The sequence below is a fragment of the Sphingobacterium prati genome (assembly GCF_013167215.1).
GTDB classification, from domain to species: Bacteria; Bacteroidota; Bacteroidia; order Sphingobacteriales; family Sphingobacteriaceae; genus Sphingobacterium; species Sphingobacterium prati.
In genome coordinates this window covers 1,308,806-1,325,860 of sequence record NZ_JABJWY010000034.1, presented here as the reverse complement: position 1 = coordinate 1,325,860, position 17,055 = coordinate 1,308,806, and the positions used below count along the sequence as shown (strand labels likewise).

General features: G+C 39.9%; 14 protein-coding genes. 10 read left to right on the top strand and 4 right to left on the bottom strand.

The features are described 5' to 3' along the window. Positions 1–167: 167 nt before the first annotated feature. From HPC41_RS15725 to HPC41_RS15715, 3 genes are all read left to right on the top strand, one after another. The gene (locus HPC41_RS15725) at positions 168–1,523 is read left to right on the top strand and encodes a TlpA family protein disulfide reductase (protein WP_172394890.1); all 1,356 of its coding nucleotides are present in this window, start codon (positions 168–170) and stop codon (positions 1,521–1,523) included. A 141-nt stretch (positions 1,524–1,664) separates the two neighbouring features. After that, a complete protein-coding gene (locus tag HPC41_RS15720; protein ID WP_172394889.1) occupies positions 1,665–2,258 on the top strand; it encodes a Crp/Fnr family transcriptional regulator in 594 nt (197 codons plus the stop codon). A gap of 80 nt (positions 2,259–2,338) precedes the next feature. Continuing rightward, entirely contained in the window at positions 2,339–3,406 is a 1,068-nt protein-coding gene (locus HPC41_RS15715) for an SDR family oxidoreductase (RefSeq protein WP_172394888.1), read from the top strand. A 99-nt stretch (positions 3,407–3,505) separates the two neighbouring features. On the opposite strand, the gene HPC41_RS15710 is transcribed toward HPC41_RS15715, so the two are convergent. Next, positions 3,506–4,069, bottom strand: a complete 564-nt coding sequence (locus HPC41_RS15710) for a hypothetical protein (protein ID WP_172394887.1) — start codon at positions 4,067–4,069, stop codon at positions 3,506–3,508. Between the two features lie 187 nt (positions 4,070–4,256). On the opposite strand from HPC41_RS15710, the gene HPC41_RS15705 reads away from it, so the two are divergent. The 6 genes from HPC41_RS15705 (at position 4,257) to HPC41_RS15680 (ending at position 13,558) form a co-directional block, all read left to right on the top strand. After that, positions 4,257–4,649 carry a sulfatase/phosphatase domain-containing protein gene (locus HPC41_RS15705; protein WP_172394886.1) on the top strand — a complete coding sequence of 131 codons (393 nt, stop codon included), beginning with the start codon at positions 4,257–4,259 and terminating at the stop codon, positions 4,647–4,649. A 745-nt stretch (positions 4,650–5,394) separates the two neighbouring features. After that, on the top strand, positions 5,395–5,988 hold the full coding sequence (locus HPC41_RS15700) for an RNA polymerase sigma factor (protein WP_172394885.1): 594 nt from the start codon (positions 5,395–5,397) through the stop codon (positions 5,986–5,988). Positions 5,989–6,103: 115 nt separating this feature from the next. Further along, the gene (locus HPC41_RS15695) at positions 6,104–7,234 is read left to right on the top strand and encodes a FecR family protein (RefSeq protein ID WP_172394884.1); all 1,131 of its coding nucleotides are present in this window, start codon (positions 6,104–6,106) and stop codon (positions 7,232–7,234) included. A gap of 236 nt (positions 7,235–7,470) precedes the next feature. Continuing rightward, on the top strand, positions 7,471–10,998 hold the full coding sequence (locus HPC41_RS15690; protein ID WP_172394883.1) for a SusC/RagA family TonB-linked outer membrane protein: 3,528 nt from the start codon (positions 7,471–7,473) through the stop codon (positions 10,996–10,998). Between the two features lie 4 nt (positions 10,999–11,002). Continuing rightward, on the top strand, positions 11,003–12,421 hold the full coding sequence (locus tag HPC41_RS15685) for a RagB/SusD family nutrient uptake outer membrane protein (protein WP_172394882.1): 1,419 nt from the start codon (positions 11,003–11,005) through the stop codon (positions 12,419–12,421). Positions 12,422–12,445: 24 nt separating this feature from the next. Then, positions 12,446–13,558: a thioredoxin domain-containing protein gene (locus HPC41_RS15680; protein WP_172394881.1), complete on the top strand. Its 1,113-nt coding sequence runs from the start codon at positions 12,446–12,448 to the stop codon at positions 13,556–13,558. Between the two features lie 406 nt (positions 13,559–13,964). On the opposite strand, the gene HPC41_RS15675 is transcribed toward HPC41_RS15680, so the two are convergent. After that, on the bottom strand, positions 13,965–14,153 hold the full coding sequence (locus HPC41_RS15675) for a transposase (protein WP_172394880.1): 189 nt from the start codon (positions 14,151–14,153) through the stop codon (positions 13,965–13,967). Positions 14,154–14,927: 774 nt separating this feature from the next. Between HPC41_RS15675 and HPC41_RS15670 the strand changes: the two genes are divergently transcribed. After that, positions 14,928–15,650: a YoaK family protein gene (locus tag HPC41_RS15670; RefSeq protein WP_172394879.1), complete on the top strand. Its 723-nt coding sequence runs from the start codon at positions 14,928–14,930 to the stop codon at positions 15,648–15,650. A 33-nt stretch (positions 15,651–15,683) separates the two neighbouring features. Here HPC41_RS15670 and HPC41_RS15665 read toward each other — a convergent pair whose 3' ends face one another. Next, complete coding sequence (locus tag HPC41_RS15665) at positions 15,684–16,280, bottom strand: methyltransferase domain-containing protein (RefSeq protein WP_172394878.1); 597 nt, start codon at positions 16,278–16,280, stop codon at positions 15,684–15,686. 78 nt (positions 16,281–16,358) lie between these two features. Next, entirely contained in the window at positions 16,359–16,535 is a 177-nt protein-coding gene (locus HPC41_RS15660) for a hypothetical protein (RefSeq protein ID WP_172394877.1), read from the bottom strand. Positions 16,536–17,055 lie beyond the last annotated feature (520 nt).

Sequence of the window (17,055 nt, the reverse complement as noted above, 5' to 3'; positions counted from 1 at the left end):
ACTGAAAAGCCAAAGCAGCAGGAGCGCCTTTGAGAAAAATTGACTAATGAATAAACAAACCGAGTGTAAGGAGCTTATTTATACAAATGAGGCTATACACTTATACCGCCGAAGGTAGCATGAATACCTTCGTTAGAAAATAATTAATGAACAAATAATTTAAACGGATGAAAAATATAGTATTGTTACTTTGCTCATTGAGTATTAGCTCAGCTTATTGCCAAAATCAAAAAACTGATTCGGCTTTAGAGTCATTAAATCATATTAAAGATTCTAAAGTGCTCTCGAAAAAATTAAAATCATTGGGAGCTGGTTCAGAAACAGATCTACAATTGTTATTACAATTTTACAGCACATCAAGAAAGTCATCAGATTCTATCGCAGAAATTGCACTCAAGAGGTTTCCGAAGGGTAAAATCGCGCAGGAAATATTGTTCCATAAGGTCTATGAGGAAAATGATGTTGAAATGCAAGAAAACCTCTTTAAACAACTCATAAACGAATACCCTGAAACTGATGTAGAGCACCTAGCGCAAATAATGGTTGTTAATTTCTCCAGACAGCGGTATTCAGCAAAAGTGCCAGCTTCTTTGGCGTATATTCAAGGAAATGCTCGTCCCTGGGCCTTAGATGAAGTTCTAAAAGTTATTTTTAGCAGTGATTTGGAACTAGCTGAAAATCTTGTGCGTGCAGAGATGTCAAAACCGGATAATTCGAAAGAAGTACAGCTGTTGTTGCTAAAATGGCAGAGTCAACTGTTGGCAAAAAAAGGTAATTTCGTGGAAGCATATGCCGCGCTTAAGGACTATTATAACCAGACAACTTATAAAACTCCTGAATTAAATGCGCATTATTATTACCTGATGAGTAAAACAGGAGGTTATCGAGAAGCTTTCTATGAACTTGAAAAAGCAGTATTACAGGGAGAAGCAGACGAAGAGATCATACAAGAGCTAACACATGCTTATGCAAAACTCTATCCTGATAAAGATCCTGCTGTTTACCTTTCTGACCTCGGCAAAAAATACGAAAATAAGTATTTGCAGGAAATGGTTAATGAACCTGCCCCCAATTTTGTGGTAACCGATAGTAGTGGTAAAGAGGTTTCACTTTTGGACTTTAAAGGCAAGACCATCGTGCTGGATTTCTGGGCTACCTGGTGCGGTCCCTGCAAAAGGGGGCTTCCTTCTATGCAGATGGCGGTAGACAAATATAAAGATGATCCAGATGTCAAGTTTCTTTTTATTCACACTTGGGAAAAAATGCAAGATCCGACTGCCGATGCAAGAAAATACTTATCTGGTAACAAATTCAATCTGCCATTGTATATGGATCTGAAAGCTCCTGGGAGTAAGGTGAATAGGGCAGCTTTGGCCTTCAAGATTCGTGGGATACCTGCTAAGTATGTCATTGATTCCAAAGGCAATATCCGTTTTAAGCTATTATCAGGATTTTCAGGCTCAGACGAGGCCGCTGTATCGGAACTTTCGACAATGATTGAATTAGCACGTCGTCACATTTGATAGACTGGATATGCCAAAGATAAACCAGCCAATAATCAAGTCGGTAATAGGTTATCATTTTAGGGAAGGGAAGCCTGACCTAAATGTTTATGACTGAAAAAATTGTTAATTTTAATCGGACTGCGAATTAATAATTGGAATATGGAGCAACTATTTAGTACTTTATTTGAGCATATAGAAGAGAAAGCCCAACTTACTGATAAAGAGAAAGTATTGATTAAGGGGTTTTTTAAGTTTAAAAAATTGAGGAGGCGACAATACTTGCTCCAAGAGGGCGATATGTGCAAGTATATATCGTTTGTATCACAAGGCCTAATGAAATCCTATACCATTGACGACAAAGGGACCGAACACATCAATTTGTTTGCCTGGGAGGGCTGGTGGATTTCTGATTTTGCAAGTTTCATCTTTGGCAATGAAGCCAAGCTAAATATAGATACCGTTGAAAACACGATACTCTTACTTCTTTCAAGGGAAAATTATGAAAAAATGTTGACAGAAATCCCTGTAATGGAGCGTTATTTTCGCATACTTTATCAAAATAGCCTAGCCACTAAAGACAATAGACTCATCAGTGCGCATACGCACACAGCGGAAGAAAAATACGCCCTATTTCTCGATACCTATCCAGCGATCAGCCAGCGGTTACCGCAGAACTTAATTGCTTCCTATCTGGGGCTGACTCCGGAAACAATAAGCAGGATAAAAAGAAAAATGGTTAAAGCCAATACTTGATTTAGATCAATCCTATTTTTTGATCTGGGTCAAGTATGGTTACGTTGCCATAGCCTATTTTTGTGAAAAATAATTTAGATATGGAAAAAATAGCCTTGGTTGTCGGTTCAAGCGGAATGGCCGGCAACAATCTGTCAAAAGAATTATTGGAGCAAGGGTGGACAACATATGGCCTATCAAGAGGGGCTGGTAGAGATATCGAAGGTGTTGTTTCCCTACATGCCGACTTGTTGGATGTAGATAGTTTGAAACGCGCATTAGCGGATGTACACCCTACACATGTATATTTTACAACCTGGATGCGTAGAAATTCCGAATCGGAGAATATTGAGGTCAACAGTGCGATGGTTCGGAATTTGCTTGATGTCATATCCGAAAAGAAGAGTGTCAAACATGTTGGGCTGGTAACAGGTTTAAAGCACTATTTAGGCCCTTTTGATGCCTATGTGACAAGTGGAGTATTGCCTGAAACACCACTTCGGGAGGAACAACCAAGATTGAGCACCCCTAATTTCTACTACGCACAGGAAGATGAGGTGTATGTTGCGGCCAAAAGAGATGGATTTACCTGGAGCGTACACCGTCCACATACATTGATAGGGAATGCCATTGGTAACCAGATGAATATGGGGACAACGTTAGCCGTATATGCCTCCATTTGCAAAGAGGAGAATCTACCATTTGTATTTCCGGGCTCGCAGGCACAGTGGAACGGATTAACAGATGTCACCGATGCCGGAATTTTAGCGAAACAGGTTATATGGGCGTCCGAAACACCTACCGCATTTAATAAAGCATTCAATATTGTAAACGGGGATCTATTTAGATGGAGTTGGTTGTGGCAAAAGATTGCCGAATGGTTTTCAATTGAGCATGTTGGCTATGAAAACGAAATTAGACCATTAACCAAGACATTGGAGGGAAAAGAAGAAGTCTGGAGATCTATGGCAATCAACTATGGACTGGAAGAAGAAGACCTGAATAAAGTAAGCTCAGCCTGGCATACAGACCTTGATTTAAGTCGCCCAATTGAAATAATGACCGATATGACCAATAGTCGTATGCTTGGTTTTAAGGAATACTACAATACAACGGATTCATTCTTTAAGCTGTTTGAACAACTGAGATCCGATAAAATTATCCCTTGATAATTAAAGCGCTTCGTTTGATCAAAATAGTTCTATCTCTTAAAAAATAGCGGCAATTATTGATTTAGTTTTGCCATAACAAGTGTTACTTGAAGTTCTTCAGTGTTTGGCGTGGTATTGTAGCTGTTTTTCTATCCAGGCATCAATACAAGGAAATAGTGCTTTTAGATTGTATTGTTCTGTATGAAATGCTACTGCTGCTGGCTCATTTATATAATTTTGTTCAACATATGAAATATGTCTCCTATCAGGATTACATTCATACAGACGTATGAAGTTATTTTGATAATCGCCTTTGAGCATCAGAAAAGGTTCATAGTCATACCGATCGCGTAGCATATAAGCCCTATTGCCGACAAATAATGTCAGAAATGGGCTGTCTCCATTGTGGCACAAAAACATCGAGTTCTTGGATTTATGGGATTGCATCTTGATTTCCAAATTCCTTTCTAAAAAAAGCGCTTGCAGCGGAGCCAAAAAAGTTCGAAATTCAGGAATTATAGTTTGATTAAAAAAATTTTTTTGCGCTCTTAATTTCATTAAAAGTTCCTCACGTTCCTTCTGTTTGATTTCAGCTTGAAGTTTGAGTATCTCCTGCGTTTCGGCAAACTGTTTGTCAAATACGCTGAATTTCTCTTTGATTGATGAAATGAAATTTTCCATATAAAATGTTATTAACATTAAAATTGATGGTAGAAACCATTCAGGTTAAAGTATTGTTGAGCGAAATTTAGAAAAAAATGTAATTATTAATAATTTTTTTTTAAAACAGTACGGTTTTTCTGCACTACATTATGCTGCAAGCTGGACCACCAATAAGCAGCGGATAGAACTTGATGGCAATGGATTGATGGCACAGGGTCAGTATGCACCGGCATTGATTCAGGAGAGGACCATTGCTTTTATCGATGCCGACAAAGATAAACCAAGATATACGGATGGAATTTCTTTTGTTCCGACCTTGCTGGGTCAAAGCAAAAAGCAAAAGCAGCATGACTATCTTTATTGGGAATTTCATGAGGACGGCGGACGTCAGGCCGTGCGTAAAGGTAATTGGAAGCTCATATTGCAGCAAGTAATGAGCGGTGCACCAATAACGGAATTGTATAATCTGAAGCAAGATCCAAAGGAGCAACATAATATTGCTACCAATAACCCCAGAAAAGTAGCTGAATTACGTCATTTGATCGAGGAAGCCCATGTTGAAAGTCCTATTTTCCCTTTGATCAATAAGACTAGATAAACATTAGAAGAGCTTTGTTAAGCGATATATGTTAATTCGGGGAAGCAAGGTCAGCTTTGTGATAATAAAACGATGGAACATCTTGTTCCATCGTTTTACTGCATTTGTATCTTCATGATCAACTTAGTTGGTAAGTGAGTTCAAAACACCATTTATGTATTTAACCTTTCTGATTCGATCCCAGCGGAAAGATCATAGCGAAAGGTTGTCTAATCATTCAGTCAGAAGCTTAATCGAAGAAAAGAAAACCTGAGTTAAGGCATAAAGAAAGGAGATATGAGTAATATGTAATTCCTTATTCGTATAGATGGCCAGAATTTAGCTGTTGTTAATAGTAAAATTTTCGATCTATCTAAAGGGAGTATTGTGTATCAAGATAAAGATCGTTGATATATGCTCCGTGATATTCAACTTCGAGATGCTTCGATGATTTCGACACCAAATTTGAAAAGATACTTATCAGAAGTTTTAAAAAGGGAAGTCCGATAAATTGATCTCCCCTGAAAATTGAAGTGTTAAAATGAGCTGTTCGATCCCGAATTCTACTTTTAAAAAAGTCCTGTTTTATGGGAGATTTATTTTCCTGAGGCTGAAGCACCCAAATATTTTGTTAATAATCAATCCAATAATATCTCAAAAAAACAGCCTTATTTTATAATATTTTCCTACTATTGTAGCAGATAATAATATTTTAAAATTTATCTAAACTAACCGGGGCTGTTTTTTAATGCGGCTAAGAATTAAAATGGATAACTATAAAGTTTTGTCAGACAGTGAACTGGTCTCTTTGCTCAAACAGAGGGACAGACAAGCTTTTGCCGAAATTTACGATCGTTATAGCATGATGATCTATTACAAGATCAATCAGATGCTCCGCGATGAAGATTTATCCAAAGATTTGGTACAGGATCTATTTACTACAATTTGGGAAAAGTCTGATCTGATCAGAGATCATGTCGGCATTTCGTCATACCTTTATGTTGCCTCCCGCAATCGCGTACTGAACTATATTCAAAGAAGAAAAACTAAAAGTGATTATCTGGCGGAAATCGGAAAGTATAGCCTTCAAATGAGCCATGAAACACTTGAAAAAATAGACGAGAAGGATCTAATGCTTTTAATAACAGGTGAAATAGCGAAACTGCCTGCCAAAATGCGAGAGGTTTTTGAACTCAGCAGATTGGAAGATCTGTCTCACAGAGAAATTGCTGAAAGACTAAATATAAGCGAATCCACGGTGAAAAAACAAGTTCAAAATGCATTAAAAATTCTAAAAGCCAGGCTGTCCCATTACAATTCGCTTGGAATTATGCTGCTGATCTTTTTAAGAGGCAGCTGAATCGGTCGGCAGTTTAGTACCCACACTAGGCGTTATTTTTTTTACTTTTTTCTACTCCCTAGACTCTACTTAACGGTATAATATATCAAACGGTTACAGACCGCAACTTCGACTTATGGAAAAGAAACTTGGAGCAAAGCTTGTAAAGAGATATCTTTCTGGCACAGCCACGCCAAAAGAACAGCGTGTTGTTGAAGAATGGTATGCATTTAATCGCCTTGAAGAGCCGGCAATAGATTCACCCGAAGATTTTATACGAATAAAATCCGAGATGTGGGCCGCTATTGATACTCAATCCCGTCCCCAAGTTAGGATTTTCGAAAAATGGAAATGGCTGCCCTATGCGGCTGCTATTCTATTATTTGTAGGTATTCTAGGTATATACGAATGGCAACAAAGCCCTCAGGAATATGAGGTAGCAAATTATGCTGGACCGGAGATTAAAGCTGGACATGAGGGAGCTACATTGTTGCTGTCAGATGGTACAGAAATTGATCTTGCGGCTGCAAATGTCGGAGAAATCACGACAAAGCAGGGGGTGGTTATTTCTAAAAACGCGCAGGGGGTGCTTGTTTACAGTGCGAATGATACCGAACCTCAGGTCAATAAAGCCATTAGCAATACGATCGTGACAAAAAATGGCGAAATGTACCAAGTGGTCTTGCCCGACGGATCGAAAGCCTGGCTTAATGCAGCATCTAGCTTGACATTTAATTCCGATCTAGCTACCAGTGCTACACGTATGGTTAAATTGCAGGGTGAAGGATATTTTGAAGTAAGCAAAAATTCCAGGCCATTTATTGTCGCAACGGCATCTCAGCATGTTCGCGTCCTTGGTACACATTTCAACATCAATGCCTATGCAGAATCAAAGGGGCTTGTCAAAACCACGCTTATTGAAGGAAAAGTCAATGTGGTGAGCAGCTCAGGAGAACGTATTATCAAACCTGGCGAGCAAGCTGTGAACCGACTTGGACAAATCAATGTCCATGAGCAAGATACGGAAGAGATTTTGGCGTGGAAGAATGGTTTCTTTAAAATTGACGGAAATCTTCACGATATCATGCTGTCCATAGGACGTTGGTACAATGTGGATGTACAGTTTACAGCAGATGCGCCAAAGTCGCTCAATTTGTGGGGATACATCTCCAGGTCAAATGATTTAGTAACCACATTACGCCAAATCGAAAGAACAAACAAAGTAAAATTCAAAATTAAAGAAAGGACCCTTATAGTAACAAATTAAAGCTATTTATCTTAAATCAGCAGGGGAACGACCGAAAGGTGAATTTTCGAGAAAACCGCAAGGTGCATCACCACCTCGCGGCTATAAAAGAAAAATGATGCTGCCCAAAAGATGCCCATTAAAAACGAACGACACTAATCAGACATGAACCATTTAACCAAAACAAAAGTATGAAAAAAAATGTGCTATTGGGTGTTTTTTACCCCATGCGGCCTTTACCTAAACTACTATTTATTATGAAATTAGTTTTTTTTATCATGACATGTATGTTGATGCATACCTACGGGGCCTCGTATGCACAACGTGTCACGATAATGGAGCGAAATGCCTCCTTAGAACAGATCATAAAACAGCTGCGGCAACAGACGGGATATGACTTTTTGCTGGACAAAGCTATTTTTCAACAACATCGGTCGATTCATCTCGATCTTCAGAACATAAGTCTTGATCAGGCTCTGCAATCACTTACGAAGGGGCGTGACCTCGCCTTCTCTATTGAAGGAAAGTCCGTTGTGATAACAAGCCTAAAGAAGCCTAAGTTAAAAGATGAATCGACTGATAGCGGGCTGAGCATGCAGCAAGGATTAGCAGGTTTGGTGGTGGGAGACAAGTCTATCCCTTTGGCTGGTGCTACAGTGAAAATAAAAAGAACCAATCAGGTCTCAGCTACAGACAACAAAGGTTTCTTTCGTTTTGATCGGCTTGAGGTCAATGATATTCTTGAGGTGAGCTATGTGGGCTACGAAACCAGCGAAACGACAGTGACAGCTGGACAATTAGCGCAAAAAGAGTATATGATCATCAACATGAAGCCTACGCTGCGCAGTCTGGACGAAGTAACAGTTGTCAATACCGGTTTTCAAAAGATCAGTAGAGAAAATATTACCGGTTCCGTGACTACTGTGACCAGCAAAGATATCGAAAAACGCAATAGCATCAACGTGATGGACAATCTCGAAGGCATCGTTCCCGGCTTGGTACAGTATCAAGGCAAGGCTACTATTCGCGGTACGAGCACAATGGAGGCTTCAACAGGTATTTTGGTTGTTGTCGATGGTTTGCCGATCGAAGGATCCATTGCGGATGTCAATCCCTATGATGTAGAAACGGTGACCGTGTTAAAAGATGCTGCGGCTGCAGCCATATATGGTGCCAGGGCCTCCAATGGAGTGATTGTCATATCGACAAAAAAAGCAACAGAAAAGGGGAGAACCACTGTTGAAGCTTCGGCCAATGTGACAGTTACCGAAAAACCGGATTATAGCTATAACAATTTTATGTCGCCGCGCCAGCAGGTAGACTGGGAGAGCACTTATTATAAATGGTGGTTCAGTGGCGGCAGTGGAACAGTTAAGCAACCTATTCAAGATTTTGAAAGTAATATCGCCACCGGGCAGGCAATTACCCCTGTCCAATATGCATATTATCAACTCAACACCAATCGCATTAATCAATCTGAGCTCGATGCACGATTAAAAAATTATAAGGAGAATGATTTTGCAAAAGAATATCATGATCATGTCCTGCTGAAAGGTGTAACCCAACAATACAATCTGGCCTTACGGACAAATACCGGTAAAGCTCAAAATAGCTTTGTATTAAATTATATGAATGACAATAAAAGTATTATTAATGCATTTGATCGCCGTATTAATTTACACTATAAAGGCGGTTATAGTGTAGATAAGTGGCTTGATATCGATTACGGCATCAATAGTGTCATCGGGAGGGCTCGCACTCACAATAACCAATTTGCACTTACCCCTTTTAATGTTCCTTCTTATTTCAGATTGTTCAATGATGATGGTAGCAGAGCATACTATACAAACAATCGTTTTAATGTCTATAACACTATTACCGAGAGCCAACCAGAACTACAGTCCGCGTTGTTCAATCACATGGACGAATTGGAACGCGATTTTGTGAATACCAATACACTAAATACCCGGTATTATTTAAATTTAAATATCAGACCTTTCAATGGTTTGTCTTTGCAGCCGATGTTCCAATATGAAGATATCCGCACAGATGTATCGGGTTATTCGGAAGAAGATAGTTATACGATGCGATGGTTGCATAATGTGTACACTTATCGGTATGAAGATCCTGTAACGAAAGCTGTTTCCTACCCATCTTATATTCCAAAAGGCGGAAAATTGGCCACATCTCATTTACGTAGTCCCAATTATACGGCACGTTTGCAGGCCAATTTTGACCGTACTTTTAATAAACATCGCTTCATTGCATTGGCGGGTATGGAATTTCGCCAAACGCGATCCCATGGTACGAATGGGATCCTGTTAGGCTATGATGATCAGTTGCAGACCCAGCTGACCAATACCGTTAATTTTGATGCAATGGACGAGAAAAAAATGGGCACCCTTTGGGACCTGAACTATCCCTTATATCAATATCATTTTGCAGAGGCAGTATCCATGGGGCTGCAAAAAGACATCATGCATCGTTTTGCCTCTGGGTATGCTAATCTGACTTATACTTATGATCAAAAATATAATCTTTTTGGTTCCTTACGTAAAGATTACGCCGATCTCTTTGGGGGCGATGAAAAATATAGAGGGCGCCCACTGTGGTCAATCGGCGTTTCGTGGGTTGCTTCCAATGAAGATTTCATCAAGCAATATTCCTGGATAAATTATCTAAAGATTAGATCATCTTACGGGCTTACTGGAAATATTCGCAACGTGAGTGCGCTCTTGGTAGGGACAGCGGGGATCAATAATCTAACACAGGAACCCAATGCTACAGTCTCCAATCCACCAAACCCACAATTACGCTGGGAAAAAACAGCGACAGCAAATATGGGTATAGATTTTAGTCTTTTGGAAAGCCGGCTAAGAGGTACCATAGATTGGTACCGTCGTAAGGGAACAGATCTATTTGCACAGAAAAGATTGGATCCGTCCGAAGGTTTTGCTTCCATGGTGATTAACAATGCCAGTATGGTTAATAATGGTGTTGAATTTAATCTGAGCTATGATTGGTTTAGAGCCACGTCACGGGAAACATTTGGCTGGACAAGTAATTTAACCGGTGCTTATAATCAAAACCGTATTACTGATGTCGATGAATTGACCAGAAATCCGATTACGCTGGCAGCCGGCGATTCGTACCGTAGAGGGTACCCTGTAAATTCATTATTCTCTTTCCGTTTTGCTGGACTCGATGATATGGGAATGGCACAGTGGTATAATACTGCCGGTGTACCGACCAAGACAACATTAGGGCCGACGGAGGCAGATGCTGTTGTCTTTTCAGGTAGTGGTGACCTTAAGATCAACATGGGTTTCAATAATGATTTTTCATATAAAGGTTTTACCCTCAGTGTTTTTGCAATGTATTATGGCGGGCACTATTTTAGAGCAAGGCCAGTACCCTTGGCCTATCGATCGGCCAATTATGGTGCTATGCCTTCCTATTTATTGGATAGCTGGACACCGGAAAATACTGATACCGACATACCGGGAAGTGGCCAGTATTATCAATTAGCACCAACGAACCAATATTATTATTCAGACAATCTAGTGCGCAGGGCAGATTTTATTAAAATCAGGAATATTGCTTTAGGTTATCTTTTACCGTCGAATTTAGCGAACCGAATCAAGGCCAAAAATCTCAGGCTACGTTTTCAGGTCGATAATCCGAGGTCACTATGGATCAGACAAAGTGATGTTCACATCGATCCTGAGACCGGTGGTGCGCCTCTTCAGACTTCGTTTGTCTTTGGAATCAATGCAAATTTTTAAGATCATGAGAATAAACTTTAAACTATACCTCTTAGCGCTTGTGATTTCCATTTTTGGGATGAATGGATGCGCAAAATACACCGATTTTGTACCTAAAGGCCAGAATCTTCTAGACCGTGCCGATGACCTTGACCAGTTAATGAATGTAAACTTTTCGGGGAACGCCTTTAATATGAATAGGCTTTCTTTGATTGTCAACGATATGTATCTCTTGGCATACAACGTTCCGAATGTCATTTCATCTAATGTCCTGACGATGGACAAAGTATTGTTGACCTATGACGAAGCTGCCGACCGTGCCGCACTTACCCCTACAGATGCACGATACGATGGGTTGTATAAAAATATTGCGATGGTCGCCAATATTGTATTAGCCAATGCTGATCAGGCAAGCGGTGACAAAAAACTTTTGGAGCGACTCAAGGCAGAGGCTTATGTGCTTAGATCCTTTATGCATTTCCTTCTGGTCAATATGTATGCAAAAGCTTATGATCCTGCCACAGCATCAACAGATGGTGGTATTCCCTATGTCACTGATATTAACTTTGAGAAGATAAACCCCAAAGTAACAGTGCAGGAGGTTTACGACAAGATGCTTGCAGATATTGATGCTGCAATGGCGACAGGAGCATTGCCTGAGCGGCCTAAAAATAGCATGCGGTTTGGGCAAGGATTTGCATATGCGTTAAAGGCAAAAATTTTGATGTCTCTACGCAATTACACCGGCGCATTAGAAGCCGTAAATAGCGTACTAGCTATCAATAACAATTTAGAAGATCACCGTTATCTGCTGACAGAACCTGTTAAGGCTAATCGCGTTCTGAGCCGAAATGGCCTCGCTGCCCAGGACAATTTGTTTTATGCATTTTCCAATACATTCGATCCGTCTTTGCTCACGCCTACTTATGAGATACTAAAAGATTACTATGAGCCAGGCAATATCATTAAGGATTACACCAATGTATATAATTATCAAAATGGTTTTCTATATGTAGGGCTTCCTGATATCCCTGCCTGGATTGCGATTAGTTATGAAGGAAATAGTGCCGGAATGACCGTGTCAGATCTCGTGCTTATGAAAGCCGAGTGTTTGATCCGCAGCAATAAACTTTCTGCTGGTATGGAGGAAATTGAAAAGATCCGGGTCCGTCGCATTGCGCCAGAAGTGTATGCTCCACTCGTGGTGAAAGATGCCACCGAGGCGATGGCCTATCTGAAGAAAGTCTCACGGATAGAATTTCTATTTACCTGGCGCAATTTTGTCGATGTAAAGCGCTGGAATACCGAAGCGGCTTATGCAGAAACCATCAATAGAACTATTGGAGGTAAGACCTATGTCTTAAAGCCTAATTCGCCGCTATGGATCTTGTCATTTCCACAGAGCGCCACCCAGTTTAATCCCACACTCACACAGAACTATTAATAAATACAAAAACAAATAATAATAATGAAAAAGCATTCTATAATAAGCTGCATCCTGATCTTCACATTATCAATGTTTGCTATTGGCGGCTATGCACAGACAAGTGGAAAGTTAAATGTAGGTGATCCCGCCCCGGCAATCAGCTATTCGAAGTGGTTGAAAGGGAAACAGTTCGACTCGTTTGATCCAGCGCAAATCTATGTGATGGAGTTTTGGGCTACCTGGTGTAGCCCTTGTAAAGCAGCTATGCCTCATCTTACCGTTTTACAAAAACAATATGAAGGTAAGATTACCTTTGTAGGTGTCAATGTATGGGAAAAGATTCCAAAAGGTCAGTCTTACGAAACGGTAGTTCCGGCGGTGGAAAAATTCGTGCGTGGGAATGATGCCAATATGGGTTATAGTGTTATTGTCGATGATAAAGACCAGGGTATGGGTAATAAATGGCTGCGTGCAGCTGGGCAAAACGGAATACCAGCGAGTTTTATAGTCAAAGAAAATCATATTATTTGGGTTGGGCACCCGGGGCAATTGGATTCTATCATTCCACAAGTATTAGCTGGGTCTTATGATATGAAGGTGTTCAAGGAAAAGTCTGATAAAGCTGCTCAGAAGGCCCGGGAGGAAAGTGAGGCTATGATGGCTATGTTCAATCCAATTCAGGAGGCTTTAACGGCTAAAGATCACAAAAGAGCATTTGAGTTAATGGATAAATTGGTTGCTGAAAAGCCAGACTTTAAAATTTCCATGAGTCTTCTTAAATTTAAAACATTGTTGACCGATGTAGATGAGAAGCAAGCCATTGCCTTTGCTATAGAATTTCAAAAAGAATATAAAACTGCACCATCGTTATTTCTGGGAGAGGTGTATAAAACAGATAACCTTTCCAAAGATACCTATGCATGGGTGGCAGACAATTTTGGCAGCACGACAGAAGTGAGCAATCCATTGATTTTAGATGCATTGGCAACCTGTTATGCAAAAGCTGGTCAATATGCAAAAGCGGTGGATAATCAAGCTAAAGCTTTAGCGATAGCTGAAAAAGCACTTAAAGACGGAGAAATGGTCGGTACTGTTATGGATTATACGGTGGAAGAGTACAAGAAGAAATTGGCCGAATATAAAAATAAAATGTAAACTCAAAAAATAAATAATGGGTACCATAATCAATTATGGTACCCATTATTTACGATGACGGCGTAAGTCCCGTATTAAAATAGGTTGAATTGTCATATCTTTAACGGTCTAACTCTAATGAAAGTATGGAAGGTAGAAGCATTATGAAATATTTCAGGGTGATCAGAGTATCAAAAATAAAATCGGGAAAGACAAAAAAATGAGCCAAGCCAATCCATGGATCAATATAGAAATTTGCCGTTGTCCCATGATTTGCTTTATTACATTTTCAGTAGGTTTATTCATTGCGTACTATTATTTATCCGTTAACTGGAGAAGGTGCTTACAGCCTTCTTTAATATATCCCGTTCTATCTGTGTCTCCCGAAGTTCTTTTCTTAGTCGTGCTAATTCCTGTTCGCCTTCACTCAGATAACTTTTCCATTACAGGGGAAACTATTTTCTTGTTTTGTCGAATGTTCCTTGCGCCACCTATACAATAATTCTGGGGTAATATCTAATTCCCTAGCCAGTGTGCTAAGGTCACTACGCGTGTTGCTCAGTTCAACACTCATCAGTTTGAACTCTTTGGTATAAACTTTTCTTTCTCTTGACATATGTCTGTTAAGTTATTAAAATTCTCTTAACTTAATGTCCACTCAAATGTAGCAACTTCAAGTGTTAGCTGTGTTATACAGCTATCCATTACGATTAGAGAAATTTGAAATAATGGGCCGGGTGTCAGGAGCCTGTGTCTATTATTTTTAATTCTTCATGCGGCGGATCGGAACAATCACAGGTATCTTTTGCGTACAATCCATTAAATAGTAAATTACATTTCATTAGCCTATATAACAATTGACCTTTTTGGATCACTGCGCATTGACTAAAAAACAACATTGCTTTTTTCTGTGTGACACAATTTTGTTTTAAATTTGTCGTTGAAAGCATTGTTCAACGTAATTCTTCTCTCAAGCTACGCCAACATTTCTTTTTCACGGGGGGATTTATTGCTGGATGAAGCAATGTCTCGGTTTTCGAACAACAACAAATCAACATGCTAATCAGTAGTGATATAGATCAGATTATCCTGGACCGGCTGGTAATTTTTTACGACTCCATATATGTAGAAAGGGAATTCCGTTTCTACCATACAGAGGTAGTTTCGGTTGACAGATGTTTTAAAAGTAAAAAAGACTTTATAATTATACAGCGTATACACCTTATAGGCTCATGAAACACTCGGATAAAACAGGCGATTTCTTTGTACTCTGTAAGATATGATTCAGTTCGGTAGAGATTGCTGCACTCGAGATATATGTAATTTTTGTAGAAATTTCTTCTTATTTTGACCGGCGATCATCAGCTTCAAATTCCCATTATATTAGGTTATGTTCAGACACAGAAATAAAGGAAGGACTTTTCAGCACAATATCAAGCTTGCCGCGTTATTGTCGGCAGTGGCCGGTGTTGTCAATATTGTCGGTGTCCTTGCATTTGGAACATTGACAACAAATGTTACCGGACATTTTGCCTTTCTCTCTGAAGACCTATATCTCCACAGTTACCGGCTAGTGCTTCTCAGCATGCTCTATGTAAGTTCTTTTTTTCTTGGGGCTTTTCTTGCCAATACCTCCATGGAGCTCACATCTAAAAATACGGATCATTTCTCCTATGTGTTACCGCTTTCCATAGAGATTCTATTGCTTGGTGCTGTTGCAGTATCAGAGTTTATGGGCCACGGATCCTCTGTGCTGTTTTCCTGTATATTGCTTCTTGCCATGGGTCTGCAAAATGCCCTGGTTACAAAGATATCGGGATCTGTGGTTCGTACCACGCACCTGACTGGCCTTTTCACCGATCTGGGCATAGAGCTGTCGCAGCTTATTTTTTATAGGGGCCCGAATGACCGGAGCCGTCTTAGGAATTCGATCATGCTCAGGGGAATAATCGTGACCGGATTTTTCCTGGGAGGAATTGCCGGAGCTTTTCTATTTGGCTGGCTTGGAAGAAAAACACTCCTGCTGCCCGTTTCCATCCTATTTGCAGCTCTTTATTATGACCGTTTACTGATCGTGTATTATCGTTCCGTCAGAAAACACCGAAATAGATAATATGTTTTTGAGGTTGCTTTGGAGCCCCTCTTACTAAACACTTTTGCGCCAAAAGTTGAGATAACCATTAAAAGCAGTATATTCGAGATCGAAGCTTTCAGGGATCTCATCCGATCCGCTGTAATAGGAAACGACTCTCGTTCCGGCCGGCGTCCTGCCGAGCTGGTCCCAGAGGTAGCGCGTATAGCGGTCGTAGAGTTTGATACTCGGTAAGATTGTATTGTCTATCGGGCAGGATGTATCCAGGTTTTCAAAGAAAGAATTGTAAAAATAAAAGGCATCGAAATCATCAAAAGATATCTGGTCAATGTTAGCATGTATAAATTTTACATTTTGGATATTATGTTTTCTAGCAAGGCTGCTGGATATCTTGACCAGTGATTCCCGCTGTTCCACCCCATAGAACATGCCCCCAGTACAGGAAGCCCCGATAAGACAGAATTTTCCTGCCCCCGAACCGATATCAAGAATTCTGTCACCGGATTGTTCAACAAGATACCGTGCGGCCATTTCTGCTACATCTAACGGTGTCCAGTGGCGTCCAGCAAGTTCTTTTATGTGGTCTGGATAAAGGTCATTGAATCTGCTGTCATCTATAGATATACCGGAACGTAAAAGCTTAAAGATCATTGTCAATTTTGTCTTGGGTGAAATGGAAAACGAAGGCCAGGCTACATAAAATGCCTCTGGAATATTATGAATCTATTCTCAAAGTTCCCTCAGGAAATGCACTTTACCTGTTTCATGGTTGACTTCCACAAGTACCTTTCTATGGTTGCCATATTCGTAAATGTACCAGTCAGGATGCGCAGTATCCCCAGCCGGGTAGGATTTAAGGATATGTTCCTCTTCCTCTTGCATTATTTCCGGAAAATTATTGTCCATGTTTCTAGTTGGTACTGTGGGCTAAATATACAAAATTTTTGACTGGATGACAATCTGGTGCTTCCCCTTTATATTTTCCTTGTTTTTCGGTCATCAAAGTAATCCAGATTAAAGTATCTATTGGAGGCGATTTGACATACACAGTAAAAAGAACTCTTTTTCCGAGGAGATTTGCTTTCGTAGACAGTATTCTAGATGACAAAGGTAATAGCTTCTGAGAGAAGCTTATTGGGGGTATTCTATATTTTCAGCAGGAAATGATTATCCTCTTATTCCTTTTTGAGCCTAAGGATATTCCATAATTCGAACAGATTTGTGCCTAAGTCAAAGGCTTTTCTCGCTTTAAAGTAAGTTGCTGTCATATAGATAATTTAAGAAATTCATTACAATGCAGAAAACTCCATCTTTTAAATAGAAATAATATTATTGGGAACCGCTCAATTGATGGCGAACACGCATTAAACTTAGTAAACTTCCAGTAGTCCGATCTGCCAATTAAAGAATAGTGCAGCGCAAGATG